This window comes from Parasaccharibacter sp. TMW2.1882, assembly GCF_023337635.1.
In the GTDB taxonomy this organism is placed as follows: Bacteria; Pseudomonadota; Alphaproteobacteria; order Acetobacterales; family Acetobacteraceae; genus Bombella; species Bombella apis.
In genome coordinates, this window is record NZ_NWUT01000001.1 from 491,122 (window position 1) to 516,958 (window position 25,837).

Below are 25,837 nucleotides of genomic sequence, written 5' to 3' on the forward strand. Positions count from 1 at the left end.
TCCGTGGGCTGACCTCGCCAGCCGACATTCTGCTGCCATTATAGTGAGACCTCTCCGCTGGAGAAAGGTCACATCTCATCCCGAAACGAACTCCGCCGGTAGGTGCCCAGCACGTGATGATCCTGGCTCACCCCTGCCAGCTCCAGAAGAGCCTCCCGAACTCCCCTGTCATCCGGCGCCCCCTCAATGTCCATCAGAAAACGGGATGCCTCAAAAGAGCCTCCCAGCATGTAGCTTTCAATCCGTGTCATGTTGACCCCATGCCGTGCAAAACAGGCCAGAACATCACACAATGCCCCCGGCACATGCCGGACATGAACGATCAGCGTCGTCATCATCGGCTGGCCTGCCACGGATTCCACCACAGCGTCCGGAGGGGCCACACGGTAGAAACGGGTGGTATTGTGGGCGGCATCTTCCACATTGCGCAGAAGAACTTCGAGCCCGTTCAGCTCTCCAGCAAGGGAGGACGCCACCGCCGCCTCTTCCCTGCGCCCCCAGCCTGCCACAAGCTCGGCGGCTCCCGCCGTGTCAAACTCTGTTACCGGCTCCAGATCATACCGTGCCAGAAGACCCCGGACCTGCGCCATCGCCACAGGGTGCGTATGGACACGCTTCACATCTTCAAGCCGTGCCCCCTTCACACCCAACAGACAGTGTTCCACCCGCTGGAAATGCTCCCCCACGATCTTCAATCCCGCTTCCGGCAGCAGCGCATGGATCTCTGCCACACGACCGGCAAGGGAATTCTCGCATGGCAGAAGGGCCTCATCCGCCAGACCATCCCGCACGGCCTCGATCGTCTCGGCAAAGCTGCGACAGGGCAGCGTGGCCCAGCCCGGACGTGTGGCCCGGCAGGCCAGATCGGAATAAGCTCCCGGCCGCCCCTGAAACGCAATTACCGGCATGATGGCTGCTCCCCCACTCTGGCCCGGACTCTCGCAAGGTCTTCCGGCGTATCCACCCCCAAGGGAGCCGTGGCAATCCGGGCACAGCCAATCGTCATGCCCGCCTCCAGCGCACGGAGCTGCTCCAGCTTTTCCCGCTCTTCCAGCCCGGAGGGCGGCAGGGTAACGAACCGGGCCAAGGCCTCACGACGCCACGCATAGACACCCACATGATGCCAGTACACGCCCTCACCCCACGGAATCACGGACCGGGAAAAATAGAGTGCCCGGGCCACGTCATCGTCACTCTGGAAACTACAGGCCACCTTCACGACCGACTCGGCGTCACGCTCCTCGGGACCCTGCACCGGGGCAACCAGTGTCCCGATGTCGAACCGCCCTTCTGCCAGTGGGCGCAAGGCCTGCTGGAGGGTCTCCGGCTCCACAAGAGGGAGGTCACCCTGAAGATTGATCACGCAGTCATGCCGCCTCTGCGGGTCGTGAGCTTCAATCGCCGCCTGCACCCTGTCCGATCCGCTTGGCAGGGCCGGGTCTGTCAGAATGGCCTTCACCCCCGCCATGCCTGCCACAGCGTCCCGGATTTCCTCATCTCCGGCCGCCACGAGGACAGGCCCCAACCCGGCCGCCACAGCCCGGCGGGCGACATGAACGATCATGGGCTCGCCATCAATCTCGGCCAGAGCCTTGCGTGGAAGCCTTGTGGAGGCAATTCTGGAGGGAATGACAATAATCGGTTGCATGATCCCTGATTGCCGTGCGGTCCTGTCCACGTCAATCAACCCAGCAGGAAAAAGGCACAATCCTCATGCGTCAGTCTGATCTTTCCTCCCATCTGGCCCTTGCCCAGCGCTGCGCCGATGCCGCCCGACAGGTCATCCTGCCGTATTTCCGCCAGTCCCTCACCATCATCTCCAAGGCCGATGACAGCCCCGTCACCCTGGCCGACCGGGAAGCCGAATCTGCCATGAGGGCCATTCTGGAAAAGCATGTTCCCCATCATGCCATCCTGGGCGAAGAGGCCGGTGCCTCTGGCACTCCGGGGAAAGACTGGCTCTGGGTGCTGGACCCCATTGACGGCACACGCTCCTTCGTAACGGGCCGACCAAGCTTCACGACACTGATCTCACTGTTTCATGAAGGCCGTCCCGTACTGGGCCTGATCGACCAGCCCGTCACCAATGAACGCTGGCTCGGGCTGGATGGCGACCCCAGCCGCTATGTCGCCCCGCACATGCCCGGCACCATCGGCACCCGGCAGACTGTCCGCCTCAAAGAGGCTGAGCTTTCCTGCACGGCACCGGAAATCTTCCGTCCTGCCCAGTTCCGGCAGTTTCAGGCACTTCAGCAAAAAGTCCGCCGGACCTCATGGGGAGGAGATGCCTACGCTTACGGACTGTTGGCTCTGGGACAGATCGACCTCATTGCGGAAGATACGCTCAAACCATGGGACTGGGGACCACTGGCCCCCATCATCAGGGGGGCCGGTGGCAGCCTGACGGACTGGTCCGGCGCCCCGCTGACACTGGAAAGTGACGGCACCGTACTGGCCTGTGCCAGCACACCCCTGCGTGATGAGGCCATGGAAGCCCTTTCCACCTGACGATCTGTCCATTACACATAGATAACGATTCTTCACGAGGTCACGCCTGCTGACCCGGTTCCCACGATGAAGGTTACCCGCCATGCCCCTCTCCCTCGCCAAAGACAGAATCAACATTCTTCTGCTGGAAGGCATCCATGACAGTGCCGTCAACTATCTGGAACAGCAGGGCTACGCCTCTGTCACCCGGCTGAAAGGCGCCCTGGAAGGCGATGCTCTCAAGGAAGCCCTTCAGGGTGTCCATATGGTCGGCATTCGCAGCCGGACGCAGCTGACAGCCGATATCATCAACTCTGCCAACCGCCTCATGGCCATTGGGTGCTTCTGCATCGGCACCAACCAGGTGGACCTCAAGGCTGCCCGGATGGCCGGGATTCCCGTCTTCAATGCGCCTTTCAGCAACACCCGTTCCGTGGCCGAGCTGGTCATGGGCGAGATCGTGATGCTGCTGCGCCGCATTCCGTCCCGCTCGGAGGCCTGCCACAAGGGGGGCTGGGAAAAGTCCGCCAACAATGCGTGGGAAGTCCGCGGCAAGACGGTCGGCATCGTGGGTTACGGCTCCATCGGGTCCCAGCTGTCCGTTCTGGCCGAATCCTTCGGCCTGCGGGTGCTCTTTTACGACATCGCCCCCCGCCTGCCACACGGCAACGCCATTGCCGTCAGCTCTCTGGAAGAGCTGCTGGGCCAGTCCGACATCGTGACGCTGCATGTTCCTGAAACACCGGAAACGCAGAACATGATCGGCGAGGCTGAAATCCGGGCCATGAAGCCGAACTCCATTCTGCTCAACAACGCCCGTGGCACGGTGGTGGATATTGAAGCCCTGGCCCGTGCCCTGAAGGACGGCCACCTGATGGGTGCGGCCATCGACGTCTTCCCCGTGGAACCGAAGAGCAGTCAGGAGCGCTTCACCTCTCCGCTCCAGGGGCTGGAAAACGTACTGCTGACCCCACACATCGGTGGCTCCACCATGGAAGCACAGGAGCGCATCGGTGTCGAAGTCGCCCAGAAGCTGGTGGATTATTCTGATGTCGGCTCCACCATCGGGGCTGTCAACTTCCCACAGGTTCAGCTGGGTGAGCGCCCCGGCGGGATGCGCTTCATGCATGTCCACTCCAACCAGCCGGGCATCCTTGGGCAGATCAACGACATTTTTGCCAAGGCCGCCTGCAACCTGACGGCCCAGTTCCTCCAGACAGATGGTGAGCTTGGCTACGTCGTGACCGAAGCCGAAGCACAGGAAGGCCAGAATGTCGCCGAACTGGAAAAAGAGCTTCTGGAGCAGCTCCGTAGCCTGAAAGGAACCCTGCGGGCCCGCTCCATCCGTCCGGTCCCGGCTGAAGACTGAGCCGTCCTGCTGCCCTGTCCGGTCTGCTTCTGACAATCGCCCGGCAGGTCCACTGTCGGGCGGTTTCATATCCGACCCACAAGGACTTCTGATCATGGCCACCACCCCGCCCGCTCTTGCCCGCATCCAGAGCGTCACCTTCTCTGGAATCGATGCCTTGCCTGTCATGGTGGAAGTTCAGATTTCCAGCGGGCTGCCATCCTTCATCATTGTCGGAATGCCCGCCCGGGCCATTGCCGAATCCCGGGAGCGTGTCCGTGCGGCACTCTCCGCCATGGGGCTGGCCCTCCCTCCGAAACGGATCCTCGTCAATCTCACCCCGGCCGACCTCCCCAAGGAAGGAGCCCATTTCGACCTCCCCATCGCTCTGGGCCTGCTTGCCGCCATGGGTGTCATCCCGGCCGACTCCATCACGGCCCTGACCGCTTTGGGTGAAATCGCCCTTGATGGAACGGTCACCCCTGTAAACGGCATCCTCTGCGCCGCCCTGACAGCATCGACCCAGGGCCAAGGGCTGATCTGCCCAGCATCGCAGGGGGCAGAGGCACGCTGGGGCCATCCGGCCCTTGAGATCATCGCCACGCCATCCCTCACGGCATTGATCGGCCATCTCCGCAAAGAACAGCCCCTGCCGGATGAACCCCCTCCTACCCCCCAGCCTCCCGATTATGGCCTCGACCTCCGGGATGTGAAGGGCATGATGCAGGCCCGTCGTGTGCTGGAAATTGCCGCCGCAGGTCGTCACTCCCTGCTCATGTCTGGCCCGCCCGGGTCTGGAAAATCCATGCTGGCCAGCCGTCTGCCCGGTATCCTGCCTGATCTCTCTGCGACGGAAATCCTGGAGACCAGCCGCATCCACAGCATTGGTGGCCTGTTGCCTGCCGGGCAGCTTGTCAACCGTCCCCCCTATCGGGCGCCACACCACAATACGACACTGCCTGCTCTGGTCGGTGGCGGTCCAAAAGCCATGCCCGGCGAGGTCAGCCTCGCCCATAATGGTGTCCTGTTTCTGGATGAACTCCCTGAATTTCCCCGCAACTGTCTTGAAGGACTGCGCCAGCCTGTCGAATCAGGTGAGGTCACCATCTCCCGTGCCGCACGGCATACACACTATCCGGCCCGTTTCCAGCTTGTTGCCGCCATGAACCCCTGCCGCTGCGGGTATGTCCATGATGCCGAGCGTTCCTGCAACCGGGCACCACGCTGCGCACAGGATTATACGGCCCGCATCTCCGGCCCGATGCTGGACCGCATGGATCTGTGCGTTCATATCCACTCCCTTTCACCTCTGGCCATCAGCCGTGCCCCCACAGGGGAAAGCAGCACAGAGGTACGGGCCAGAGTGCAAAAGGCCTATGATCGGCAGATGGAACGACAGGGAACCTGCAACAGCACCATGCCCCCCGATGGGTTCCTCTTCGAAGCGGACGCCCTGGCTCTTGCAGAACAGGCAGCCCTGCGGATGAAACTTTCACACCGTGGCATCACACGCATGTTCCGTGTCGCCCGCACGATTGCCGATCTGGACGGCACGGAAACCGTGCAGAAACACCATGCGGCAGAAGCTCTCTCCTACCGCACCCCGCTCTGAAGATCAGGAAGACAGTCCATCCAGCCCACGGGCCAGATCAGCCTTCAAATCCGCCACGTCCTCCAGCCCGACCTGAATACGGAAGGCTGCGCCCTTCGGCAAACCCTCTTCATGATGTCGTGTCAGTCCCCCGGATGTCGGCAGGACAAGACTTTCATACCCCCCCCAACTGGCTCCAATGCTGAAGAGGTTCAGTCCGTTCAGCATGGCGACCATGGCTTCCTGCGTGATCCCTTCAACCAGCTCCACACCGAACAGACCACTGGCATCCGTGAAATCACGCTTCCATATCTCATGCCCCGGACAGCCCGGCAGGGCTGGATGCCGCACATGGGCGACCTCCGGGCGACTCTCCAGCCAGAGGGCCAGCTCATAAGCGGAGCGGGCCTGCTGGGCCAGACGGACAGCCATGGTCTTCAGGCCCCGCAGGGTCAGCCAGCAGTCATCCGGGGCACCGCAGGCTCCCAGCTCGATGGCGGCACGGCGCAGGGCCTGCCAGTGTTCCTGCCGCTGGACCGTGATGGACCCGAGAATCACATCCGCATGGCCGCTGGGATATTTCGTCAGGGCCTGAATGGACACATCCACCCCATGCGTGAAGGGCTGGAACGCCCCGATCCCCCATGTATTGTCCAGCAGCAGCCGTGCCCCGGCTCCGTGTGCCAGACGGGCGATCCGGGGAACGTCCTGCACCTCGAACGTATGACTGCCCGGGCTTTCGGCAAAAACCACGGCCGTGTTGGGCCGGAGATGCGCCCGCAGGGTGGCTTCATCCGCACGGGGCGGATAAAAGCCGGTCTCAACCCCAAAACGGGCCAACATTCCCAACGCAAAACGCCGTGTCGGACCATAGACGGAATCTGGCAGAAGCAGATGGTCCCCGCTCTTCAGGAACGCCAGCAGAGCCACGCTACAGGCTGCCAGACCGGAATTGACAACCTGCGTATGGCTTCCGCCTTCCAGGGCTGCAATCACCTGTTCCAGCCTGTGCTGGACGGGGTTGCCCATGGCGCCATAAACAAGCCTGTGATCGTAGGCATGAACGCCCTGGGCCTCCATGTCCTCAACCGTCGGGAACACGACCGTTGAACCACGCTCAACCGGCATGTTGACAAATCCGCCTTCCCGACCCGGCTGCTGACGCCCGGCGTGGGTCAGAAACGTCGCAAATTTCTGCCAGCCCTCACCAATGACAGACCCTGCCCCTATGGTCCTGCTCCTGCTCTTCATACCTGTCACTCCTGCTATCCATGCGGGTCGGACAGACATTTTCCCTTCTTCACGAAGAGACGCAACCCCCCTTCATGAAGCCCCCTGCCGTACAGCTTTCTCCTGTAGAGAAGGCCGGTATCTGGCATGAAGGTTCCATGATGTTCTTTACCGCCAAAACGGTATAGACTGCCTTCTCCCTTTCAGGCCTGTGCAGATGGGTCTTGTTTCTGTTGATTATCAGGTCATTACAACAATGCAGGACCCGACATTGCCGTTTGCAGTCCCCCATGCCCTCCGGCTGGTGAGCTGGAACCTTTTTCATGAGGATGGTGCCACGCTGGAGGATATCCGCCTCCTGCTGCGGGTTACGAAGCCCGACATACTGCTCATGCAGGAATGCCGCCCCTTCATCAACCGTCTGCCCGACCTCATAGGGGGGCATTTCAGCCGTCTGGCTTCAGAGGGACGGGTCCATGGCACCGCCTGCTGGAGCCGCCATCCCTTTCTCTCCTCCCCACGGCTGCACATGCTGCCGCCCGGTCTGGCTGCCCACCGTTCTGCCCAGCTGCTGGAATTTGATACAGGGTTTGGGCCGTTCGGCCTCGCCAATGTCCATCTCTCCCACGGTCCCATCCTCAACCGGCGTCAGCTGCGGCTCATCCGGGAGGAACTGCCGGAACGGGCCATCATCATCGGAGACTTCAATCAGGTAGGCCCCGCCATGTTGCGGGGTTTCAGGGATGTGGGACCACGGGAGCAGACCCACCGGATGCTCGACAGGGTGCCCCTGCGGCTGGACCGCTGCCTTGTCCGCGGTTTCTCCCTGATGGAACGGCGGGTCTATCCCCGTTTCGGATCAGACCATCGCCCCATTGCCGTCACCCTGCAACCAGAGGCCGTAAGCAGCAGCCTCACCCTTCCTGATCAGAGATAAGGCAGGAAGAGACAGCAGGCCGCATTCCGCAGGCGGACCGGCAGGGACCATGAATCAATTTCAGCAAGCGTCAGCTGATGGCTGCAATGGCCAAGGATGAACTCTTCCAGATGACCTGCCGTCTCCGCACCATGCAGGGTCAGATTGCATTCGAAATTGAGACGCAGGGACCGTCGGTCCAGATTGGCACTGCCAACAAGGCTCCAGGCCCGGTCCACTGTCATGAGCTTGGAGTGGTTGAAAGGCGGATCCCCCAGCCAGACCCGGCAACCCGCCAGCACCAGGTTCCTGAGGCGGGCATTGCGGGCATAATCCGTCACCGGATGGTTGCTGTGACGGGGAACAACAATATCCACCCGCACCCCACGCAGGGCAGCCAGCCCAAGCTCTGTGGCAAACCGGTTATCCGGGATGAAATAAGGGGTCATGAAGCAGACATGGCTGCGGGCCAGAATGACAGCCTGAAGAATGGTATATTCAATCTTCTCAACGTCCATGTCCGGCCCTGACGTCACGACACGGGCCGGAATGCTGCCACCCGCCACGGGCACCGGAAAATAACGCTCCCCTTCCAGGGTTTCCCCAGTCGTGAAGGCCCAGTCCCTCACGAAGACCTCGGAAAGCTGCTGGACCACGGGGCCTTCCAGCTGGAAATGCGTATCCGCCACCGGGATGCGCCGCCCTCTGGGCTGGTTGAGCAGATTTTCCGCTCCAATATTCAACCCACCCATGAAGCCTGTCCGGCCATCCACCACCAATATCTTGCGATGGTCCCGCAGATTGATGAACGGCATCCGCCACGGCCAGAGAGAATGCATGAACCGGGCACAGGGTATGTTCTCCCGCTTCAACCTCTGGATGATCGGGCTGTAGAGATAGCCACTGCCGATACCATCCACCAGTACACGGACCTCCACCCCACGCTGCCGGGCCTCCGCCAGAGCTGCCACGAATTTCCTGCCGATTCCATCATCCCGAAAAATGTAGGAACAGAGCAGAATGGAGTGCTTTGCCCGGGCAATGCTTTCCAGCATCCTCGGATACGCATGGTCGCCATCATGCAGGCAGGTCACGCTGTTCCCCTTGAGCAGGGGCAGGCCAGTCAGTCCATCCAGCATCTTTACCAGAGGTGCCATGAAACTGTCGGCAGCATCATGGGTCCATGTCGCCAGAAAGGCCGTCTCCTCCGGGCTGACATCTTCCCGCAGCTTCTGCGCCCGGCGATGGACACGATTGATCCCCAGGCAGAGATAAAGCAGCGACCCCAGATAGGGCATGACCCAGCAGAAACCTATCCAGCCAGCGGCAGCAGCCGTATCCCGTTTGGTGAGCAGGATATGGCCTGTTACCAGAAGGGAAAGACTGACATGCAGCAGCCCCAGCAGGAAGGTATATGAAAAAAGCGCTGCCATGTCCTCTCCTCAGCATGGTCCCATAATCAGCCCGCCCCCACCTGCAGGCGGAGACGGGCGGCAGGCTGTTTCAGGCTTGTCCCGCCTATCGGCGCAGCATCCATTGTGGTGCTGCCCGCCCGACAGCGCCCCGGCGGCCAACCAGCGGGGCCAGATCAGCCGGGGACCGGACCTTCTGCCCCTCCTGCCAGACGAGGCCCTCTTCCAGAGAGAAGAGACGGATATGGCTGATCGCCACGCCATCAGCCAGTTTCTGGAGGCTGACACCCCCTCCCTTCGCCACTTCGGCCACCTGCTCCAGCGGGAAGATGAGCGCACGTCTGGCAGTTGTCAGGCAGAGAACATGCGTCCCCTCAGCGGGCAGGGCAAGCCATACCTGCGCTCCATCCCGCACGTTGAACACCTGCCGCCCTGTTCTCTTCTCCGCTGCAAGATTGCTGGCGGCCACCTGCATCCCCCGGCCATCGGTACTGGCCAGAAAATACCGGGCATCATCCTCACCAAGAACAAACAGGGCCACAGCCTGATCATCCTGCGCCAGATCAGCCAGTGTCCGCACCGGCTGACCAAAGCCACGCCCCCGGGGCAGGTCCGCCACCTTCAGCGTGAAAGCCCGCCCCCCGGCTGCCATCAGACAGAGACGGTCCGTACTCTGACACTCGACATGCCAGGCCAGTCCGTCCCCTTCCTTGAAGCGATGGTTCTCCACATCATGCCCATGCCCCTTGACAGCACGAACCCAGCCCTCCTGTGAAAGAAGCACCGTGACAGGTTCCCGTTCCACCGCCAGAGCGGCAGAAGTATCAATGCTGACCGGGGCCTCACCCATGACCGTGCGACGCTGGCCATAGGGTCCACCTTCAAACAGGGCCTGCATCTTCTGGAGATCTTTCCCGATCCGGCTCCAGCGCCGCTTTTCAGACCCCAGCAGAGCCTCCAGTGACGCCTGCTCTTTGCCCAGACCGTCCCATTCCTTGCGGATTTCCATTTCTTCCAGCCGTCGAAGGGACCGCAGACGCATGTTCAGCACATGATCCGCCTGAAGCTCACTCAAGGAGAACGCTTTCATGAGGGCAGGCTTCGGCTCATCCTCTTCCCGGATGATGCGGATGACCTCATCAAGGTTGAGATAGACCTTCAGGAAACCATCCAGAATTTCCAGTCTTTTCAGGACGGCATCCAGACGGTGCTGCGTGCGGCGGACCAGTACATCATGCACATGCTCCAGCCATGCCTTCAGAACATCCTTGAGAGACAGCACGCCGGGGATTTTCCCCTGGCTGAGAACGTTCATGTTCAGGCTGAAGCGGCTTTCCAGCATGGTGTGCCGGAAGAGCGTTTCCATCAGCACATCAGGCTCGCAACTGCGGGTTCTGGGTTCCAGAACCAACCGGATATCCGTTGTGCTTTCATCCCGTACATCAGCCAGGAGAGGAAGTTTCTTCTCTTCCATCTTCCTGGCGATATCTTCGATCAGTTTACCCTTCTGCACCTGATAGGGAATTTCCGAGACGATGATGGTCCATGCGCCACCACGGCCCTTCTCGACCGCCCAGCGTGCCCGGATGCGGAAGCTGCCACGCCCTGTCTCATAGGCCTGAACGAGCGTCTGGCGGTCCTCAACCAGCAGGCCACCGGTGGGGAAATCCGGCCCCGGCACGACATCCAGCAGCTCCTCCGTGCTACAGTCCGGCTTCTCGATCAGTAACCGGGCCGCCTGATAGAGTTCGGCGGCATTATGAGGAGGGATGCTGGTGGCCATACCCACGGCAATCCCGGCCGCTCCATTGGCCAGAAGATTGGGGAAAAGCCCCGGCAAGACGACCGGTTCCTGATCCTCATTGTCGTAGGTCGGACGGAAATCGACCGCATCATCGCTGATTCCTTCCAGCATGATGCGGGCCGTTTCGGTCATGCGGCTTTCGGTGTACCGCATGGCAGCCGCACCATCGCCATCAATGGACCCGAAATTGCCCTGTCCTTCCACCAGCGGATAACGCACGGCAAAATCCTGCGCCAGACGCACCAGCGCATCATAGACGGACGCATCCCCATGGGGATGGAACTTACCGATGACATCACCCACCACACGGGCACATTTCTTGAAGCCGGAACTCGGGTCCAGCTTGAGCTGCTGCATGGCATAGAGCAAACGGCGATGCACCGGTTTGAGCCCATCCCGTACATCCGGCAGAGAGCGTGACGTGATGGTGGACATGGCGTAGGCCAGATAACGCTCACTCAGTGCCTCAGCCAGCCGTGTATCTTCGATATGCCCGGCGAGATCGCCCGTCATAAGGTCTCCTGCTTCATGTTCGCCTCTCTGATAGAGACAGGTTAGACACGCTCTTCTTCCTCCTGTCCAGAGGCCGCATCCTCAGCCAGTCGATACAGGGCTGTCATCAGCCGGTCCCGTGCAGCGGGCAAAGGACGATGGCAGGCAGCAAAAACAGCCCGCTGAAGAAAATGGCCACTCAGCCTTGCCCCAGCAAGCCAGTCTGCCGGCTTTCCTTCCTCTTCATCATCCAGAAGACAGGACGGCAGAGGAAGAAGACGATCCTTCCACTCCCCAGCTCCCTCCTCGCTTACGGCACGCCCCGTGCGGGGAGACACATAGGCCAGCCCCTCCCGCACGCCCGTAACGGCACATTGGTCCAACGTCAGGCCATACCCCAGCTGCTCCAGAAGAAGCAGTTCCCAACGCAGATAAAGCGCCACGGGTGGCAGGGCGGCGGACACGCTCATCACCCCCATGAAATGGGCCAGAGACGCAAACAGCGCCTCATGTGGCTCCCTCTCTGGCAGGGCTTCACTACACAGGCCACAGGCACTCCCGAGCAGGGACAGAGATAGAGGATGGTCGAGGAGGAAAGACGCTGTGGGCCGCACAAGCTCCGCTGTCATGTAACCCAACTGTTCTGGCAGGCGGGCCTTCCAGCGGGCCACGACCAGACTGCCCTCCTGCCAGAGCGCCGCCTGCCGCCGGGACTGCCCGCCACGCACCAGAGCATGAAAAACCCCCCGATGCCGGGTCAGTGCACGGACCAGCAGACTGCTTTCCCCATGAGGAGAAAGCCGCAGGATGATGGCCGGGTCTTCCCACTCCATACCGTTACCCTCAAGACAGAAAAAGGGGCCCCGCCATATTGGCGAAGCCCCTTTCTTCTAGCAAGAAACCGTTAAAGGCTTATTTCTTCTGGCCAGAAGCCGCAGCCACCTCGGCAGCAAAGTCCGTCTCAGCCTTCTCGATGCCTTCACCCAGCTTGTAGCGGGCAAAACCAACCAGCTTAGCACCAGCCTTCTTGACGACTTCCTTCACGCGGCTCTCACCGTCATGCACCCAGACCTGCTCCAGCAGAACCACTTCCTCGTAGAACTTGCGGATACGGCCTTCCACCATCTTCTCGATGATGGCTTCCGGCTTGCCGGAGGCACGGGCCTGGTCTTCCAGCACCTTGCGCTCGTGAGCAACGGACGCAGCGTCCACGCCATCCACATCCAGAGCCGTCGGGCTGGTGGCAGCAACGTGCATACCAATCTGGCGGCCCAGTGTCAGCAGAGCTTCACTCTCGGAAGGAGCCTCGACAGCAGCCAGCACACCGATACGGCCTACGCCGGGGCGCAGGGCACCGTGAACGTAGCTGGCCACGACACCAGACGGCACGCTCAGCACGTCCACGCGACGCAGGCTCATGTTCTCACCAATGGTGGCGACCAGATGGGTCAGCTCATCAGCAACAGTACGGCCAGACGGCATCTTGGCAGCCTTGACGGCCTCCAGATCACCACCAACCTGCAGAGCCACCTTGGCGATGTCTTCCACAGCCTGCTGGAAGGCATCATTGCGAGCCACGAAGTCCGTCTCGGCATTGACCTCGACCATGGCAGCCTTCTTGCCATCAACGGCCACACCCACCAGACCTTCAGCCGCAACGCGGCCAGACTTCTTGGCAGCCTGGGACAGACCCTTCTTGCGCAGCCAGTCGATGGCAGCCTGCATGTCGCCATTGGCTTCCGTCAGGGCCTTTTTACAGTCCATCATGCCTGCGCTTGTTGTATCGCGCAGCTCACGCACCATTGCAGCAGTAACTTCTGCCATATCTCTTCATCCCCGATAAAACACCCATGCAGCCGGAAAGTCTCCACGGCTGCATGAGCTGTTCATGTCACAATATCCACTGTCCGGCCACTCCATGAAAGACGGGCCGGACTGTCCGCATGGCCCTGTGGCCAAAAGCCGGAGAGGCTTATTCAGCCTTCTCTGCCACAACGGTTTCCTCAACCGGCAGCTCTGCGGAAGCGCCAATGTCCTGCCCGGACGCAGCCAGCTCGGCAGAAATGCCATCCAGCACGGCACCGGAGACCAGGTCGCAATATGTGGCGATGGCACGGATGGCATCATCATTGCCCGGGATCGGGAAAGTGACACCCTTCGGGTCGGAGTTGCTGTCCAGCACGGCAATCACGGGGATGCCCAGCTTGTTGGCTTCCTCAACAGCCAGCTTTTCCTTGTTCGTGTCGATCACGAACAGCAGGTCCGGCAGGCCACCCATATCCTTGATGCCGCCGAGGGAGCGTTCCAGCTTTTCGCGGTCACGGGTGATGTCGAGGACTTCCTTCTTGGTCAGGCCGGTCGTGTCGCCAGCCAGCATTTCGTCAATGCCACGCAGACGCTTGATGGAGCCGGTGATGGTCTTCCAGTTCGTCAGCATCCCACCGAGCCAACGGTGATTGACGTAGTACTGGCCGCAACGCTGTGCTGCATCAGCCACCAGATCGGCAGCGGAGCGCTTCGTGCCGACGAACAGAACACGTCCACCGGAAGCCACGGTGTCACGCACCTGCTTCAGGGCGCGGTCCAGCAGCGGAACGGTCTGCTGAAGGTCGATGATGTGCACCTGGTTGCGGACACCGAACAGGTACGGTGCCATGGCCGGGTTCCAGCGACGTGTGTGATGACCGAAATGAACACCAGCCTCGAGCAGCTGGCGCATCGTGAACTGTGGCATTGCCATAGTCTGAAACTTTCTTTCTCTGGTTTGTCCTCCGCATGGCAACGCCCCTTGATGGCAAGGGACACCAGGCAATCCGGGCCATGCGTGCGAAATATACCTCCCGCCCCACATGGAAGCGGCAAATACGGCCCTTCTCTAGAACAGGCCGGACGGAAACGCAAGTACTCAGACGACGCCTTTCAGACCCGTGCGAGCGGAAGTGTTTCCAGAAAATCAGCCATGGCCTGATGGGCACGGGCAGCATCACGCCCCAGGCCGATCAAGGCGCCAATCTGCACGGGATGCCTCAGGATGGACCCCAGCAAAGCCGGCACGTGGACCCGCCCGTCCTTCAGGCCTTCCCGGGCAGCGGGGGGAAGGTCCCTGCCCGCATCGTCACAGATCACCCGCAGAACCGCAAAGGGCAGGCCAGACCGGGCTACGAGACCACTCTCCATATCCACGGCGTGGCACCCCGTCCGGGAAAAAAGGTCTGCTTTCTCTCTGGCCGTGCCGATCATGACCGGGCTGTGCAGGATGCCACCCCGGACAGCCGCCTGGGCCGCACCGAAACGGGCACTCAGGGCGGGATCAGCCCTGTAATGCTCACCATCAGCCTGCACATATTCAGCCACCTGCACACTCCCCGGTGGCAGGACGGCATCCAGCGCCCCGGAGCAGCCAAAAGACAGCAATGCCGTCACACCTTCATCCTGAAGAACCTGAAGAGCCTGCCGTGCCCCGGTCTCACAGGCATGGCTCAGGGCGATCTTCGCCCCGGGGAAAAAACGGCGGGCCAGCCGTGCTTCCTGCCTGAGCCCTGCCAGGACCCCCAGCATCAGAAACCGAACTCCACCTGCCCGGAATTGCTATCAGCCAAATTGCGGTACCGGGACAGCGCCATGAGCGGGAAGAACTGCTTGTAGCCATGATAGCGCAGGTAAAAAACCTTGGGGAAACCAACGGCATTATACGGCGCCTCGTGCCATTCACCCTGATCATCCTGCGCCTGCATCAGATAGGCCATGCCACGGCGGACAGCCTCACTATCGTGGCGACCAACAGCCATCAGCCCCAACGTTGCCCAGGCCGTCTGGGTCGGCAGGCTCTCCTTGTAGAGACCCTGTGGGGCCCCCTCATAGCTGGCGCAGTCCTCACCCCAGCCGCCATCATCATTCTGTACGCTCTCCAGCCAGGCAACGGCCCGACGCACCATCGGGTCATCATGACTGATGCCAGCAATGTTCAGGGCACAGAGAACGGACCACGTGCCGTAAATGTAATTCGTCCCCCAGCGGCCGAACCAGCTGCCGGATTTTTCCTGCTCGGAGCGGATATAATCCAGCCCCTTGCGGATCACCTCACGATCTTCCGGATGACCCAACTGGGAGAGGAACGAAATGCAGCGTGCGGAGACATCCACCGTTGGTGGGTCCAGCAACGCACCGTGGTCGGAGAATGGAATGTGGTTCAGCACCTCCATGTTGTTGTCGATGTCGAAGGCACCCCAACCACCATTGCTGCTCTGCATGCCAATGATCCATTCCCGGGCACGCTCGATGGCCGTACGGTTCTCTTCAGGGTCGATCCTGTGCAGCAACATGCCGACAACAGCCGTATCATCCACGTCCGGATAATAATCATTCTCGTACTGGAAAGCCCAACCTCCCGGACGCAGGGTCGGCGCATTGATGGCCCAGTCCCCTCTGACATCCAGAATCTGGCGCTCCCTGAGCCAGGCAGCGGCCTTCTTCAGGGCAGTCGCCGTCTCGGCCGGCATCACGCCCCTGGCACCGGTCGAAGCCTCCAGCATGGCAAGACCGGAAAGCCCCGTATCCCACACAGGCGACACGCAGGGCTGGCAATAGGCCTCATCATCCTTCACTACCAGCAGGCCCTGTACCGCCTCCCATGCCTGGACAACCCGTGGATCATCATCCGGCACCCCCAGGGTCCGGTACATCATGATCACATTCGCCATGGCAGGATAAATGGCACCCAGTCCACCGCCACTCAGCCGCTTCTCGATGAAGTCGATCGTGACACGGATGGCCTTCTCATGAACGGAACGGGGAATGAATGGAACCAGCGGCCGGATGAGCTTGTCCAGACCGGTAAATACCCGCCCCCAGACCGACCGGTACGGACCGCGTATCCAGTCCCTGATGGTGGCTGGCGGTCTCCTGAACAGCTCCTGCACCCGCACGCCACGGGGATTCAGGGCCAGCGGCCTGTAAGCTGCCAGAATGAGCAGCGGCGCTATGACCGCCCTGGACCAGTAGGACATGTTCCAGACCGAGAAAAACGCCTTGCGGGGCAGCAGCATGAGCTCCACTGGCATGACGGGCACGGCATCCCACGGAACTTCCCCGTACAGGGCCAGCTGGATGCGGGTAAAGACGTTGCTCCGCTCTGCCCCGCCATGATGCAGGATGGCCGCACGGGCCTTGCGCATGTGGGGGGCCTCCGGATCATCCCCGATCATCTTCAGGGCGAAATAGGCCTTCACGCTGGCGGAAAGATCAAACCGGCCATCCGTATAGAGGGGCCAACCCCCATGCTCACCCTGTGTCCGTCGCAGATAGACTCCGATCTTCTGCTCAAGCTCCACATCAATGCAGTCAAGGAAATGGCGCAGCAGAACATATTCCGACGGGATGGTTGCATCGGCTTCCAGTTCAAAGACCCAATGACCGTCACTCTTCTGACGCTTGCCCAAGGCAGTATGGGAAGCCCTGACAGCCTGCTCCACCACCGTGGCATCCATGTTATGACGGAACAACGTCTTGTTCACTGACCTCTCCTCCAAAATCCTCGCACAGCAGGGCTTGTGCCTGTCCACATGTGCGGAGACCATAAACCAGTTCTTCAGGTACACGCCGCTCCGGCAGACGCCGTGCGAAAACCAAGCGCTCCCACCGCCACCAGCCCGGACTGTATGGCACCCTCGATCGTGGAAGGCAGACCAGTATCCGTCCAGTCCCCGGCAAGAGCAAGATTGGGATGAGCCGTTTTTGCTCCCGGCCGCTTTTTATCCTGTTCCGGTGTGGCTGCAAAGGTGGCCCGCTTCTCCCGGATCAACCGGGCAGCCGGCATGTCCTGCGGCAGCGGGGTCTCAACCAGCGGGTCCAGGGCCTGATGCAGTTCCGCCCATATGTGCGCCAGCATCTCGTCCTGGCGCCAGTCCGCATAGCAGTTGGCTGCACTGACCGTGACGGACAGGACCTCATCATGCAGGAAGACCCACTCCGCCACACCACCAACAAGCCCAAGAAAACCAGCCTGCTTCAGAGCACCACGAGGCCGCAGAGGCTGCTGGAGGCGATAATGGGCATTGGCAATGCTCTCGAACTCATCCGGCCCTTCCAGCCCCGGCAGCAACCCGACCGCCACCGGTGACGGAACGGCCAGGATGACCGCATCTTCTGCCCCCAGTCTCACAGGGCCACTGGATGTCTCCAGCGCACTCACACGCCCTGATCCATCCTCAAACGCAAGGGCAGAGACGCGCGTACCCGTAAGCACCTGAGCATGAAACTGCTCCAAGTAATGCAGTGCGGGGGTCACAAAACTTTCCGAAAGCCCTCTGGCGGCCATCCACGGGCAACAGGCCTGTCCCCCTTTGGCCAGCGTCCGCCGTACGATGTTACCCAGCAGACGGGCACTTCCCCGGTCTATGCCCGTATTGAGGCCGGAGACAGCCAGCGGCTCCAGCAGGCGCCGGGCAAACTGCCCCGGCAGGAGACAGTCTGCCACGCTGGCCTGATCACCAGCCTTCATCAGGCGGAACAGAGCCCTCACCTCCCCAAGGCGCATACCGGGCACACGGCTGCCCCGCCGCAGCAGCCAGAAAGGCAGACGCCCCGGCGAGAGGCGCAACGTCCAGGAAAGGCCCGCCTCCAGATCATGCCACGGAAAAATGGGAGCCCCCGGCCCCTGCAACGTATCCCGGGCACCCAGACGGTCGAGATAGCGGAACGTGGCAGGATTGGCGGAAAGGAGCAGATGATTGCCGTTATCGATGACCGTGTCCAGCGCCCTGTCATGAAAGGACCGGGCCCGCCCCCCACAGGCCGGACCAGCTTCATAGACGGTCACCTGCGCCTGGGGTGCCAGCTCCACAGCAGCGGAAAGACCCGCAAGTCCTCCACCAATGACATGCACATGGCTCACAATGACACTCCAGCCGCCGCCAGCAGCATGGCCAGCTTCTTGCGGACGGAACAAACCCGCAGGGGGGCCTCCGGGTTGCGCCAGCCACGGCGGCAGAGAGCGGCCAGCGTGACCCGGTAGGAGGCCGCCATGATCCGGGCCGGGCGCACCGTGGCTGCCGGGCACTGTTTCATCAGGGCCGTAGCCCGGCGGAAATGATCTTTTGCCCGTCCCGCGAGGATACGGCACAGCCCATCCAGCCCAACGGCATAGAGAGCCTCGGCGGGATCAGCCGGCACGCTGTAACGCCGCAGCAGTTCGGCTGGCAGGTACAGCCGCCCACGGGCTGCATCTTCGGCAATGTCACGCAGGATGTTCGTCAGCTGAAGGGCACGGCCCAGATGGTAGGCAAGCCTGTCCCCCTGCTCCTCCGGCGTGCCGAAGATGCGCACGGACAACCTGCCCACAGCAGACGCCACCCGGTCGCAGTACAGGTCCAGCGTAGCCTCATCAGGAGCCACGACCGGTTCACCACAATCCATGAGCATCCCATCAATGATGGCGATGAAATCATCCTGCCTGAGCCCGAACTGCCTGATGGCCTCAAGCAGGACACGCTCCAGCGCCGTATCGGCCTGCCCCTCATACAGGGCGGCAATACGACCTTTCCAGCTCTCCAGGGCGGAAGCAGGGTCATCATGAGGGGTGTCGCCATCGGCGATGTCATCCACGACACGACAGAAGGCATAGATGGCAAACATGCCATCCCGCCGCCCGGGAGGCAGGATTTTCATCCCCCGTCCAAACGACGTCCCTGACCGGTTGACGATCTCTTCCACCTGTCTCAGGTCAGACGGAGCACATGGCAGACCCTGAGACGTATTGTGACGAACAGAGACCATAACCTTCCTCATATCCCTTCAATGGCCGCAGCCAGAACCGTAACCACAGGCCGATCACAGCCTGCCCTCTTCTAGCGGCAAAGTCTGCCGTGGCAAAGGGCCAGCATGAAACCCGCCTCAGCGCAGGTAACGCATGGCCCAGCCCAACGCCCGCAGACCATCAGACTTTGTCAGCGCCACCCGTTCGGCTATCGGGTCCTGCCGGTGCAGACGCTCTGTCAGGCGGCGGCAGAGTGCCACGATCACGGCGGCCTCCAGCCTCATGCGACGGTCTTTCACAAGTGTGGGAAGACGTGCGGCCTCCTCATTCAGGGCATCAACATGGGCCAGCATGCGATCGAACACGCGCCGTACACCCGGCTTGCTGCGGGCAAGGATGAGGTCCTTCAGGCGGACATTCTCTTCCTGCAACCACGGGAGAGGCACATAACAGCGGTTCAGCTGCTTCAGATCACTGCTGACATCCTGCATGTGATTGACAATCTGCAATGCCGTACAGAGCGCATCCGACGGACCGAAGGTCTCTTCCCCTTCACCATGCAGCATCAGCAGGAAGCGCCCTACGGGATTGGCCGAATAGCGGCAGTAATGCAGCAGCTCCGACCAGTGTTCATAGCGTGTCTTTTCCGCATCCATGATGAAGGCCGTTATCAGGTCGCTTCCCAGCTCCAACGGCAGGTTGCGCTCCTGAAGAACCGTCCGGAGGATGACCGCACTCCAGGCATCAGCCCGGCCAGGCGGGGGCTTCCGCTCGCCGTGCAGGACCTCACGCAGGGCTTTCAGCCGGACCACCTTCTGAGCGGGAGACAGCCGGGTATTGTCCACCATGTCGTCCGCCACACGGGCAAACCTGTAATAGGCATGGACGGCGGGCCTGTGTCCCGGAGATATCAGGAAAGACCCGACGGGGAAGTTCTCATCCTTCATGCCCTTGCTGGAAGAAACGTCCTGTTTTCCCCAGATCTGGGCATCCTCCTGCGCCATGGCCCCACCAGACTGTGGCATCATGATTCTGCTCCTTCATACGACCGCCCGCGCCAGCTGACACCTTTGCCCCGATAATGATTCACTGCGGAGCCGACGGTTGCCATCATGTAGAAGGCAGCCACCAGCGGCAATGAGAGGACGCGCCACCATGACAGGTTGAACCAGCGCAGGGTCGGCATGAACGTAATGCAGCTGAGCGCATATGCACAGCCACCCACCACGCGGTTTTTACCACGGCCGAACAGAAGAAGGCGAACCGGCAGAAACCATATCAGAACCATGCCGGCCAAGGCTTTCAGAAGGTTCCAGGGGGAGAATTCGAGCTGGACATAAGCGTTGCGGGCGATCATGTGCCATATCTCGCCCAAGGTCTGATAGGTGCGGATGGACCATGCCTGTTCGCTGCACCCAAGATAAAGCCGCCCTCCGGCCTCCTTGACACGGGCACCGAGCGTACAGTCGTCGATCAAGGCATCCCTGAGGGTCTGTATTCCCCCTATCATCTCCAGCATCTTGCGGCGGATCAGCACCGTCCCCCCGGCAGCTCCAGCCACTGGAGACTGCGGGTCAGCGATCCTTCGAAAAGGATAGAGCATGGCAAAGAAATAGACGAAGGCCGGAACAAAAACCTTTTCCCAGAAACAGGCGCAGTTCAGCTTCACCATCTCGGAAACCATGTCGATATTTTCGCTCTGGGCTCTCTCCACCAGAGAGGAAACATGGTCTTCCTTATGGACAATATCGGCATCTGTCAGAAGGACATAGCCATCAGCAGGAAGGAACTCCAGAGCCTCTTCCTGCCCCTGCCCAACGGCCCAGAGTTTGCCGCTCCACCCCGCCGGGTGGGGCTTCCCATCCAGAACGGTCAGGCGTCCTTGCGGGTCTGGCACACGGCGGGCAATATCCCCCGTACCATCAGTACTTTCATCATCCACAAGGAAAACATGATAGCGCCCCTGATAATCCTGCCCCAGCAGGGAAGACAGGCAGGCACTGATGGAGGCTGCTTCATCACGGGCTGGAACGATGACAGCCACGGCTGGAAGGCCATTCTTCCAACGTCTGGCCTTCAGCCCCCTCCTGAGCCAGGGGCCACCAATCCAGAACTGACCATGAAAAAATGTCAGCCCCAGCCAGGCCAACAAGGAAAACAACGCCATCACAAAAACCATCACCGTGCCAGCCTGCTACTACCTCTCAAGATAAAAAATGTCCCCGCCCATGCTGGCGGAACCAGGCCACGGAATCGGCAACGGCCTGACGGGCCGGACGGGGGCGGTACCCCAGCTCCTGCTCCGCCTTGGCCGAAGAAAAAAACATCAACTTTTTGGACATGTCCAGCATCTCTTTCGTGACACGAGGCTGAATTCCAAAGCCTTTTGCCAACAGTTCGGAAAGATAGGCTACCGGATAAAGCCATGACTGCCTGAGCTGGATACGGGGCGGACGGCGATGGGCGACCTCCGCCACCATGCGAAAAAGATCACCCAGCATGAGATTTTCGCCGCCCAGAATATATTTTTCGCCAATCGTACCATGCTCAAAAGCAAGCACATGGCCTTCTGCCACATCATCAACATGGACAATATTCAGCCCAGTCTCGACATAAGCCGGCATACGGCCTGTCGCACAGTCCAGAATCATCTGCCCGGTCGGTGTCGGCTTGATGTCCCGTGGTCCCACCGGAGTCGATGGATTCACAATGACAGCCGGCAGGCCCTCCTCCCGGACAAGGCGCAGAACTTCCTGCTCCGCCCGATATTTGGACCGCTTGTAAACGCCCACGATCTGATCCTCCGTCACGGGGGAAGACTCCGTGGCCGAAATGCCATCATGGGCCGTGGCCAGTGCCGCAACGGAGGAACAATACACGATACGCTTTACACCCGCCTTCATGGCGGCGAGCATCAGGCGCCGGGTTCCCTCGACATTGGCCTTCATCATCACTTCAGGGTTTGGTACCCAAAGGCGATAATCCGCCGCTACATGGAAAAGATAGGTCACGCCCTCCAGCGCCTCAGCCAGGCTCTGAGGGTCTGCCAGGTCTCCGACAACAAATTCCACGGGCAGGTCGGCCACGTTGCGGCGATCCGATGTATGCCGGACTAGAAGGCGCAGACGATGACCACGCTCCAGCAAAGCCCGTGCGACGGCCGATCCCACAAAACCGGTTGCCCCGGTCACCAGGGTCACATCTTCTGACATCTCCGCTCCTTCCTCACTTCAGCGCCTTGTTCTGCCGGATATAGGCCCCGTCATCATGGCGGGTAAAGCCCTGCTGATTGGACGTGCGCTACGGAGTGGCCTAGAAGGACATGAACATGAATTTAACACTATGGCGGGCACCTTGAAAAAAATACTTCCCTTTGTTCTTTCCCTTACAGGTGTCGTCCTTTTCTGTTTTCTGACCCTGCGTACTGGCATACACCCGATTTTGGCCTCACTTGCCAAGATCGGCCTCAGCGGGTTCATCCTGCTGATCCTCAGCCAGCTGGCCGTCAACATTCTCCTCGGCGTCGCCTGGAAAAGCAGCATCGCCAGCATCAGCTTCCTCCGCCTGACCTTTTCCCGGTTTGTCCGGGATGCTGCAGCAGCGTGCCTGCCTTTTTCCCAGCTTGGCGGAATGCTCATCGGCATACGGGCCACCACGGCGGGCCACCCCCGCCACACGACGGATGGACAGCCCATCAGCTGGACAGAGGGAGTTGCCGCCAACATTGTTGACATCACAACGGAAGTTCTGGGGCAGCTCGCTTTCATCATCATCGCCCTGCTCTGCCTTGTCGGCCAGGCCGATGCCGGGCGATTTGTCTGGCCGCTGGCCATTGGCATCGTTCTGCTGAGCATCGGCATGGCGGGTTTCATCTGGACACAGCAGCGCAGCGGCAATGCCCTCCAGACGCTGGCCCGTTTTCTTTCCAAGCACATCTCTGCCGACTGGCATGATGCGCTGGCTGAAAACAGCGAAAATTTCCAGAGCTATATTGAAAGCCTCTGGGACCAACCGGTCCGCATCGGCCTGGGGGCAGCGCTGCATCTGCTCTGCTGGATTGGTAGCGCCCTGCTGACATGGCTGTCCCTTATCCTGCTGGGCGCACACTGTTCTTTTCTCAATGCACTGGCCATTGAAGGGGCCGTCTGTGGTATCATGTCCGCCGGTTTTCTGGTGCCCGGTGCCTTGGGGGTGCAGGAAGCAGGTTATGTGGCTCTGGGGCATCTGTTCGGCATCAGTGCCGACATTTCCATCAGCATCTCCCTGCTGCGACGGGGACGGGACATCGTCATCGGCGTGCCTGTCCTGTTGCTCTGGCAGCTCTATGAGTTCCGCCAGCTGCGCCGGTCCTGAACAACACACTGGCCCACATGCGCTTTACAGGATGAAACGGATATCTCCATGGCTGATGCCCCCCTCTTTGACACCCTGACCATCATCGGCCCGGGGCTGATCGGCTCTTCCATCCTCCGCCGTGCCCGACAGACAGGCACCCTTGCCCGCCGCCTCATCACAGCCGACAGCGCCCCGGCTGTTCTCCAGCGGGCAAGAGAGCTGGACCTGGCGGATGAAGTCACAGCCTCCCTGACAGAGGCAGCCGCAAAATCCGATGCTGTCATCCTCTGCATTCCCACGGGGGCCATCCGGCCGGTCGCTGCAGCCATCCTTCCCCACATGAGGCCCGGGAGCATCCTCAGTGACGTCGCCTCCGTCCGCAGCACATTGGGGCCGGACATCAGCGCTCTGCTGCCAGAAGATGTCAGCTATGTTCCGGCTCACCCCATGGCTGGTACGGAATATTCCGGCCCAGATGCCGGGTTCGCCACCCTGTTCGAGAATCGCTGGACCCTGCTCGTCCCCCCTGCGGGAACACCCTCTGAAGCCATCACCACAATGGAAACTTTCTGGCAGCGCTGTGGGGCCCGCACCCGACAGATTACCGACCAGTATCATGACCAGATATGCGCCATGGTCAGCCATCTCCCGCATCTTCTGGCCTTCACCATATGCGATACTGCGGACCGTCTTTCCGCCGACCTCCGGGCCGATGTGCTGGAATATGCCGCTTCGGGCTTTCGGGACTTCACCCGCATTGCTGCGTCCGACCCGACCATGTGGCGGGACATCTTCCTGACGAACAGGGACGTCCTGCTCGCCACGTTCGAGCGTTTCGAGAAGGATGCCCACCTCATGGTCGAGGCCATACGTAATGGCGATTCCGAGGCCATCACGGAGCGCATCAGGCGTGGACGCCGTATCCGGCGGGGGTTGATCGAGAACAAGCAGGCCTGACCGTTTCTTCTTCAACCCCATGCAAAAAAAGCCCGGCAGGTGATCAGTCTGCCGGGCTTCTTCTTTTCTCCCTGCGTCCCTGAAGACCGAAGCCTCCAGGGATGCAGACAACGCATCAGCGAAGGATCAGACCTTGACGATGCGCAGGTTCTTGGAGCTGTCGAGCAGGACGACATGCTCACCACCCTTGGCGAACTCGCCAACGGCCTTCACATCATCCTTGCTGGAAACAACCTTCGGGAACACGCCCCAGACCACGCACAGGCGGCGGGAGGTCGTCTCGTTCGTCAGGGCCACGACCGGCTCATGCGGACGCTCCCGGGAAACCAGCACGGCACTGCGGCCATTCTCCGTATGCACGGCCAGAGCGGCTGCACGGGCGTTGCGGGCCACATCGAAGGCTGACTTGGCCTGTGCACCCTGGATCGTGTGCTCGGAGGCCGGGCGCATGCGGTCCATGCGGGCACGCCATTCCGGGTCCTGTTCCACACGGGCGGTGACACGGGCCATCGTGGCCACGGCTTCCGGCCCGAAGGAACCGGCAGCACTCTCAGCGGAGAGCATGACAGCATCAGCACCGTCGTAAACAGCATTGGCCACGTCGGAAACTTCCGCACGGGTCGCCACCGGGCTGCTGATCATGCTTTCCATCATCTGCGTTGCCACGATGACCGGACGTCCCTGACGACGGGCCTCGGTGATGGCACGCTTCTGGATGACCGGAACATCCTCGGCCGGCAGCTCGACACCCAGGTCGCCACGGGCCACCATCAGCGCATCGGAGAGACGGATGATCTCATCGAGGCACTCAACAGCCTGCGGCTTCTCCAGCTTGGTGACGATCCATGCACGGCCCTTGACGATGTCACGGGCTTCCTGAATGTCTTCCGGACGCTGGACGAAGGACAGGGCGATCAGATCCACACCAATGGAGAGGGCGAACTGGAGATCCTTGTGGTCCTTCTCTGTCAGGGCCGGGATCGGCAGGGCAACGTCAGGAACGTTCACACCTTTGCGCTCGGAGAGCTTGCCCCCCACGAGAACTTCCGTCTCCAGCGCTTCCTTGTGCTTCTTCGTGACGCGCAGAGCCAGCTTGCCGTCATCCAGCAGGAGGCGGTGGCCGACATCAACAGCGGCGATGATCTCCGGGTGCGGCAGGTTGACACGGTTGGCATCGCCGGGGGTCTTGTCCAGATCCAGCGTGAATTTCTGGCCGACCTTCAGCTGGACCGGGCCATCCTTGAACACGCCAACACGCAGCTTCGGCCCCTGGAAGTCGGCCAGGACGGCCAGAGGGCGGCCCAGCTTGGCTTCGGCCTCACGCACGGCCTTGTGACGGGCGGCGTGCTCATCATGGGCACCGTGGGAGAAGTTCAGGCGGAAAACATTCACACCGGTCTTGGCAAGATGGAGAATCTGCTCAGCGGTTTCTGATGCCGGCCCGAGGGTCGCAACAATCCGAGTGCGGCGATGATGGATGTTGGCTGTCATAACATTCCTCGACTTTTCATT

At 61.0% G+C, this 25,837-nt stretch carries 22 protein-coding genes; 6 read left to right on the forward strand and 16 right to left on the reverse strand.

The features are described 5' to 3' along the window. Positions 1–68: 68 nt before the first annotated feature. Positions 69–908, reverse strand: coding sequence for a prephenate dehydratase (locus CO583_RS02385; RefSeq protein WP_043560427.1), 840 nt, complete (start codon positions 906–908; stop codon positions 69–71). Continuing rightward, positions 899–1,648 carry a 3-deoxy-manno-octulosonate cytidylyltransferase gene (locus CO583_RS02390; protein WP_103765468.1) on the reverse strand — a complete coding sequence of 250 codons (750 nt, stop codon included), beginning with the start codon at positions 1,646–1,648 and terminating at the stop codon, positions 899–901. The genes CO583_RS02385 and CO583_RS02390 overlap by 10 nt, the downstream gene beginning before the upstream one ends. 65 nt (positions 1,649–1,713) lie before the next feature. Here CO583_RS02390 and CO583_RS02395 point away from each other — a divergent pair, with 65 nt between their 5' ends. The 3 genes from CO583_RS02395 to CO583_RS02405 all read left to right on the forward strand — a co-directional run bounded on the left by CO583_RS02395 (position 1,714) and on the right by CO583_RS02405 (position 5,447). Further along, entirely contained in the window at positions 1,714–2,508 is a 795-nt protein-coding gene (locus tag CO583_RS02395; protein ID WP_103765467.1) for an inositol monophosphatase family protein, read from the forward strand. An 82-nt stretch (positions 2,509–2,590) separates the two neighbouring features. Continuing rightward, positions 2,591–3,856 (forward strand): phosphoglycerate dehydrogenase, encoded by a 1,266-nt coding sequence (gene serA / locus CO583_RS02400; protein WP_043560435.1) that lies wholly within the window; start codon positions 2,591–2,593, stop codon positions 3,854–3,856. A gap of 94 nt (positions 3,857–3,950) precedes the next feature. Then, complete coding sequence (locus CO583_RS02405; RefSeq protein WP_086431045.1) at positions 3,951–5,447, forward strand: YifB family Mg chelatase-like AAA ATPase; 1,497 nt, start codon at positions 3,951–3,953, stop codon at positions 5,445–5,447. Between the two features lie 3 nt (positions 5,448–5,450). Here the strand turns inward: CO583_RS02405 and metC are convergent, their stop codons facing one another. Then, positions 5,451–6,677 (reverse strand): cystathionine beta-lyase, encoded by a 1,227-nt coding sequence (metC, locus tag CO583_RS02410; protein ID WP_086431046.1) that lies wholly within the window; start codon positions 6,675–6,677, stop codon positions 5,451–5,453. Positions 6,678–6,873: 196 nt separating this feature from the next. Here metC and CO583_RS02415 point away from each other — a divergent pair, with 196 nt between their 5' ends. Continuing rightward, positions 6,874–7,593: an endonuclease/exonuclease/phosphatase family protein gene (locus CO583_RS02415; protein ID WP_227431353.1), complete on the forward strand. Its 720-nt coding sequence runs from the start codon at positions 6,874–6,876 to the stop codon at positions 7,591–7,593. On the opposite strand, the gene CO583_RS02420 is transcribed toward CO583_RS02415, so the two are convergent. The 12 genes from CO583_RS02420 to hpnA all read right to left on the reverse strand — a co-directional run bounded on the left by CO583_RS02420 (position 7,584) and on the right by hpnA (position 22,245). Further along, positions 7,584–9,005: a phospholipase D-like domain-containing protein gene (locus CO583_RS02420; protein WP_086431047.1), complete on the reverse strand. Its 1,422-nt coding sequence runs from the start codon at positions 9,003–9,005 to the stop codon at positions 7,584–7,586. The two genes, CO583_RS02415 and CO583_RS02420, sit on opposite strands and share 10 nt — an antisense overlap. A gap of 85 nt (positions 9,006–9,090) precedes the next feature. Then, positions 9,091–11,301 (reverse strand): DNA topoisomerase IV subunit A, encoded by a 2,211-nt coding sequence (gene parC / locus CO583_RS02425; RefSeq protein ID WP_103765464.1) that lies wholly within the window; start codon positions 11,299–11,301, stop codon positions 9,091–9,093. 41 nt (positions 11,302–11,342) lie between these two features. Continuing rightward, on the reverse strand, positions 11,343–12,113 hold the full coding sequence (recO, locus tag CO583_RS02430; RefSeq protein ID WP_043560446.1) for a DNA repair protein RecO: 771 nt from the start codon (positions 12,111–12,113) through the stop codon (positions 11,343–11,345). Between the two features lie 79 nt (positions 12,114–12,192). Then, the gene (gene tsf / locus CO583_RS02435) at positions 12,193–13,104 is read right to left on the reverse strand and encodes a translation elongation factor Ts (protein WP_043560447.1); all 912 of its coding nucleotides are present in this window, start codon (positions 13,102–13,104) and stop codon (positions 12,193–12,195) included. A gap of 148 nt (positions 13,105–13,252) precedes the next feature. Further along, a complete protein-coding gene (gene rpsB, locus CO583_RS02440; RefSeq protein ID WP_043560449.1) occupies positions 13,253–14,020 on the reverse strand; it encodes a 30S ribosomal protein S2 in 768 nt (255 codons plus the stop codon). Between the two features lie 179 nt (positions 14,021–14,199). After that, complete coding sequence (locus tag CO583_RS02445; protein ID WP_043560452.1) at positions 14,200–14,838, reverse strand: hypothetical protein; 639 nt, start codon at positions 14,836–14,838, stop codon at positions 14,200–14,202. Then, positions 14,838–16,766 carry a squalene--hopene cyclase gene (gene shc / locus CO583_RS02450; RefSeq protein WP_248630572.1) on the reverse strand — a complete coding sequence of 643 codons (1,929 nt, stop codon included), beginning with the start codon at positions 16,764–16,766 and terminating at the stop codon, positions 14,838–14,840. Before shc ends, CO583_RS02445 begins: the two co-directional genes overlap by 1 nt. Before the next feature lie 101 nt (positions 16,767–16,867). Further along, positions 16,868–18,172, reverse strand: coding sequence for a hydroxysqualene dehydroxylase HpnE (gene hpnE, locus CO583_RS02455; protein WP_249103219.1), 1,305 nt, complete (start codon positions 18,170–18,172; stop codon positions 16,868–16,870). Then, positions 18,169–19,053 carry a presqualene diphosphate synthase HpnD gene (gene hpnD / locus CO583_RS02460; RefSeq protein ID WP_081563073.1) on the reverse strand — a complete coding sequence of 295 codons (885 nt, stop codon included), beginning with the start codon at positions 19,051–19,053 and terminating at the stop codon, positions 18,169–18,171. Before hpnD ends, hpnE begins: the two co-directional genes overlap by 4 nt. Before the next feature lie 117 nt (positions 19,054–19,170). Continuing rightward, on the reverse strand, positions 19,171–20,061 hold the full coding sequence (gene hpnC / locus CO583_RS02465) for a squalene synthase HpnC (protein ID WP_249103114.1): 891 nt from the start codon (positions 20,059–20,061) through the stop codon (positions 19,171–19,173). After that, complete coding sequence (locus CO583_RS02470) at positions 20,058–21,212, reverse strand: glycosyltransferase (protein ID WP_043560465.1); 1,155 nt, start codon at positions 21,210–21,212, stop codon at positions 20,058–20,060. The genes hpnC and CO583_RS02470 overlap by 4 nt, the downstream gene beginning before the upstream one ends. Before the next feature lie 25 nt (positions 21,213–21,237). After that, positions 21,238–22,245: a hopanoid-associated sugar epimerase gene (hpnA, locus tag CO583_RS02475; protein WP_248630439.1), complete on the reverse strand. Its 1,008-nt coding sequence runs from the start codon at positions 22,243–22,245 to the stop codon at positions 21,238–21,240. Positions 22,246–22,375: 130 nt separating this feature from the next. Between hpnA and CO583_RS02480 the strand changes: the two genes are divergently transcribed. Continuing rightward, on the forward strand, positions 22,376–23,386 hold the full coding sequence (locus tag CO583_RS02480; protein ID WP_248630438.1) for a lysylphosphatidylglycerol synthase domain-containing protein: 1,011 nt from the start codon (positions 22,376–22,378) through the stop codon (positions 23,384–23,386). Between the two features lie 48 nt (positions 23,387–23,434). After that, entirely contained in the window at positions 23,435–24,325 is an 891-nt protein-coding gene (locus tag CO583_RS02485) for a prephenate dehydrogenase/arogenate dehydrogenase family protein (protein ID WP_248630437.1), read from the forward strand. 126 nt (positions 24,326–24,451) lie between these two features. Here CO583_RS02485 and pyk read toward each other — a convergent pair whose 3' ends face one another. Beyond that, positions 24,452–25,816 carry a pyruvate kinase gene (gene pyk, locus CO583_RS02490; RefSeq protein ID WP_154981558.1) on the reverse strand — a complete coding sequence of 455 codons (1,365 nt, stop codon included), beginning with the start codon at positions 25,814–25,816 and terminating at the stop codon, positions 24,452–24,454. Positions 25,817–25,837 lie beyond the last annotated feature (21 nt).

Coding starts and splice junctions, on each gene's coding strand:
- CO583_RS02385 (WP_043560427.1), bottom strand. CDS start 908: ATGCCGGTAATTGCGTTTCAGGGGCGGCCGGGAGCTTATTCCGATCTG.
- CO583_RS02390 (WP_103765468.1), bottom strand. CDS start 1,648: ATGCAACCGATTATTGTCATTCCCTCCAGAATTGCCTCCACAAGGCTT.
- CO583_RS02395 (WP_103765467.1), top strand. CDS start 1,714: ATGCGTCAGTCTGATCTTTCCTCCCATCTGGCCCTTGCCCAGCGCTGC.
- serA (WP_043560435.1), top strand. CDS start 2,591: ATGCCCCTCTCCCTCGCCAAAGACAGAATCAACATTCTTCTGCTGGAA.
- CO583_RS02405 (WP_086431045.1), top strand. CDS start 3,951: ATGGCCACCACCCCGCCCGCTCTTGCCCGCATCCAGAGCGTCACCTTC.
- metC (WP_086431046.1), bottom strand. CDS start 6,677: ATGAAGAGCAGGAGCAGGACCATAGGGGCAGGGTCTGTCATTGGTGAG.
- CO583_RS02415 (WP_227431353.1), top strand. CDS start 6,874: ATGGGTCTTGTTTCTGTTGATTATCAGGTCATTACAACAATGCAGGAC.
- CO583_RS02420 (WP_086431047.1), bottom strand. CDS start 9,005: ATGGCAGCGCTTTTTTCATATACCTTCCTGCTGGGGCTGCTGCATGTC.
- parC (WP_103765464.1), bottom strand. CDS start 11,301: ATGACGGGCGATCTCGCCGGGCATATCGAAGATACACGGCTGGCTGAG.
- recO (WP_043560446.1), bottom strand. CDS start 12,113: ATGGAGTGGGAAGACCCGGCCATCATCCTGCGGCTTTCTCCTCATGGG.
- tsf (WP_043560447.1), bottom strand. CDS start 13,104: ATGGCAGAAGTTACTGCTGCAATGGTGCGTGAGCTGCGCGATACAACA.
- rpsB (WP_043560449.1), bottom strand. CDS start 14,020: ATGGCAATGCCACAGTTCACGATGCGCCAGCTGCTCGAGGCTGGTGTT.
- CO583_RS02445 (WP_043560452.1), bottom strand. CDS start 14,838: ATGCTGGGGGTCCTGGCAGGGCTCAGGCAGGAAGCACGGCTGGCCCGC.
- shc (WP_248630572.1), bottom strand. CDS start 16,766: ATGGATGCCACGGTGGTGGAGCAGGCTGTCAGGGCTTCCCATACTGCC.
- hpnD (WP_081563073.1), bottom strand. CDS start 19,053: ATGGTCTCTGTTCGTCACAATACGTCTCAGGGTCTGCCATGTGCTCCG.
- hpnC (WP_249103114.1), bottom strand. CDS start 20,061: ATGATGCCACAGTCTGGTGGGGCCATGGCGCAGGAGGATGCCCAGATC.
- CO583_RS02470 (WP_043560465.1), bottom strand. CDS start 21,212: ATGGTTTTTGTGATGGCGTTGTTTTCCTTGTTGGCCTGGCTGGGGCTG.
- hpnA (WP_248630439.1), bottom strand. CDS start 22,245: ATGTCAGAAGATGTGACCCTGGTGACCGGGGCAACCGGTTTTGTGGGA.
- CO583_RS02480 (WP_248630438.1), top strand. CDS start 22,376: ATGGCGGGCACCTTGAAAAAAATACTTCCCTTTGTTCTTTCCCTTACA.
- CO583_RS02485 (WP_248630437.1), top strand. CDS start 23,435: ATGGCTGATGCCCCCCTCTTTGACACCCTGACCATCATCGGCCCGGGG.
- pyk (WP_154981558.1), bottom strand. CDS start 25,816: ATGACAGCCAACATCCATCATCGCCGCACTCGGATTGTTGCGACCCTC.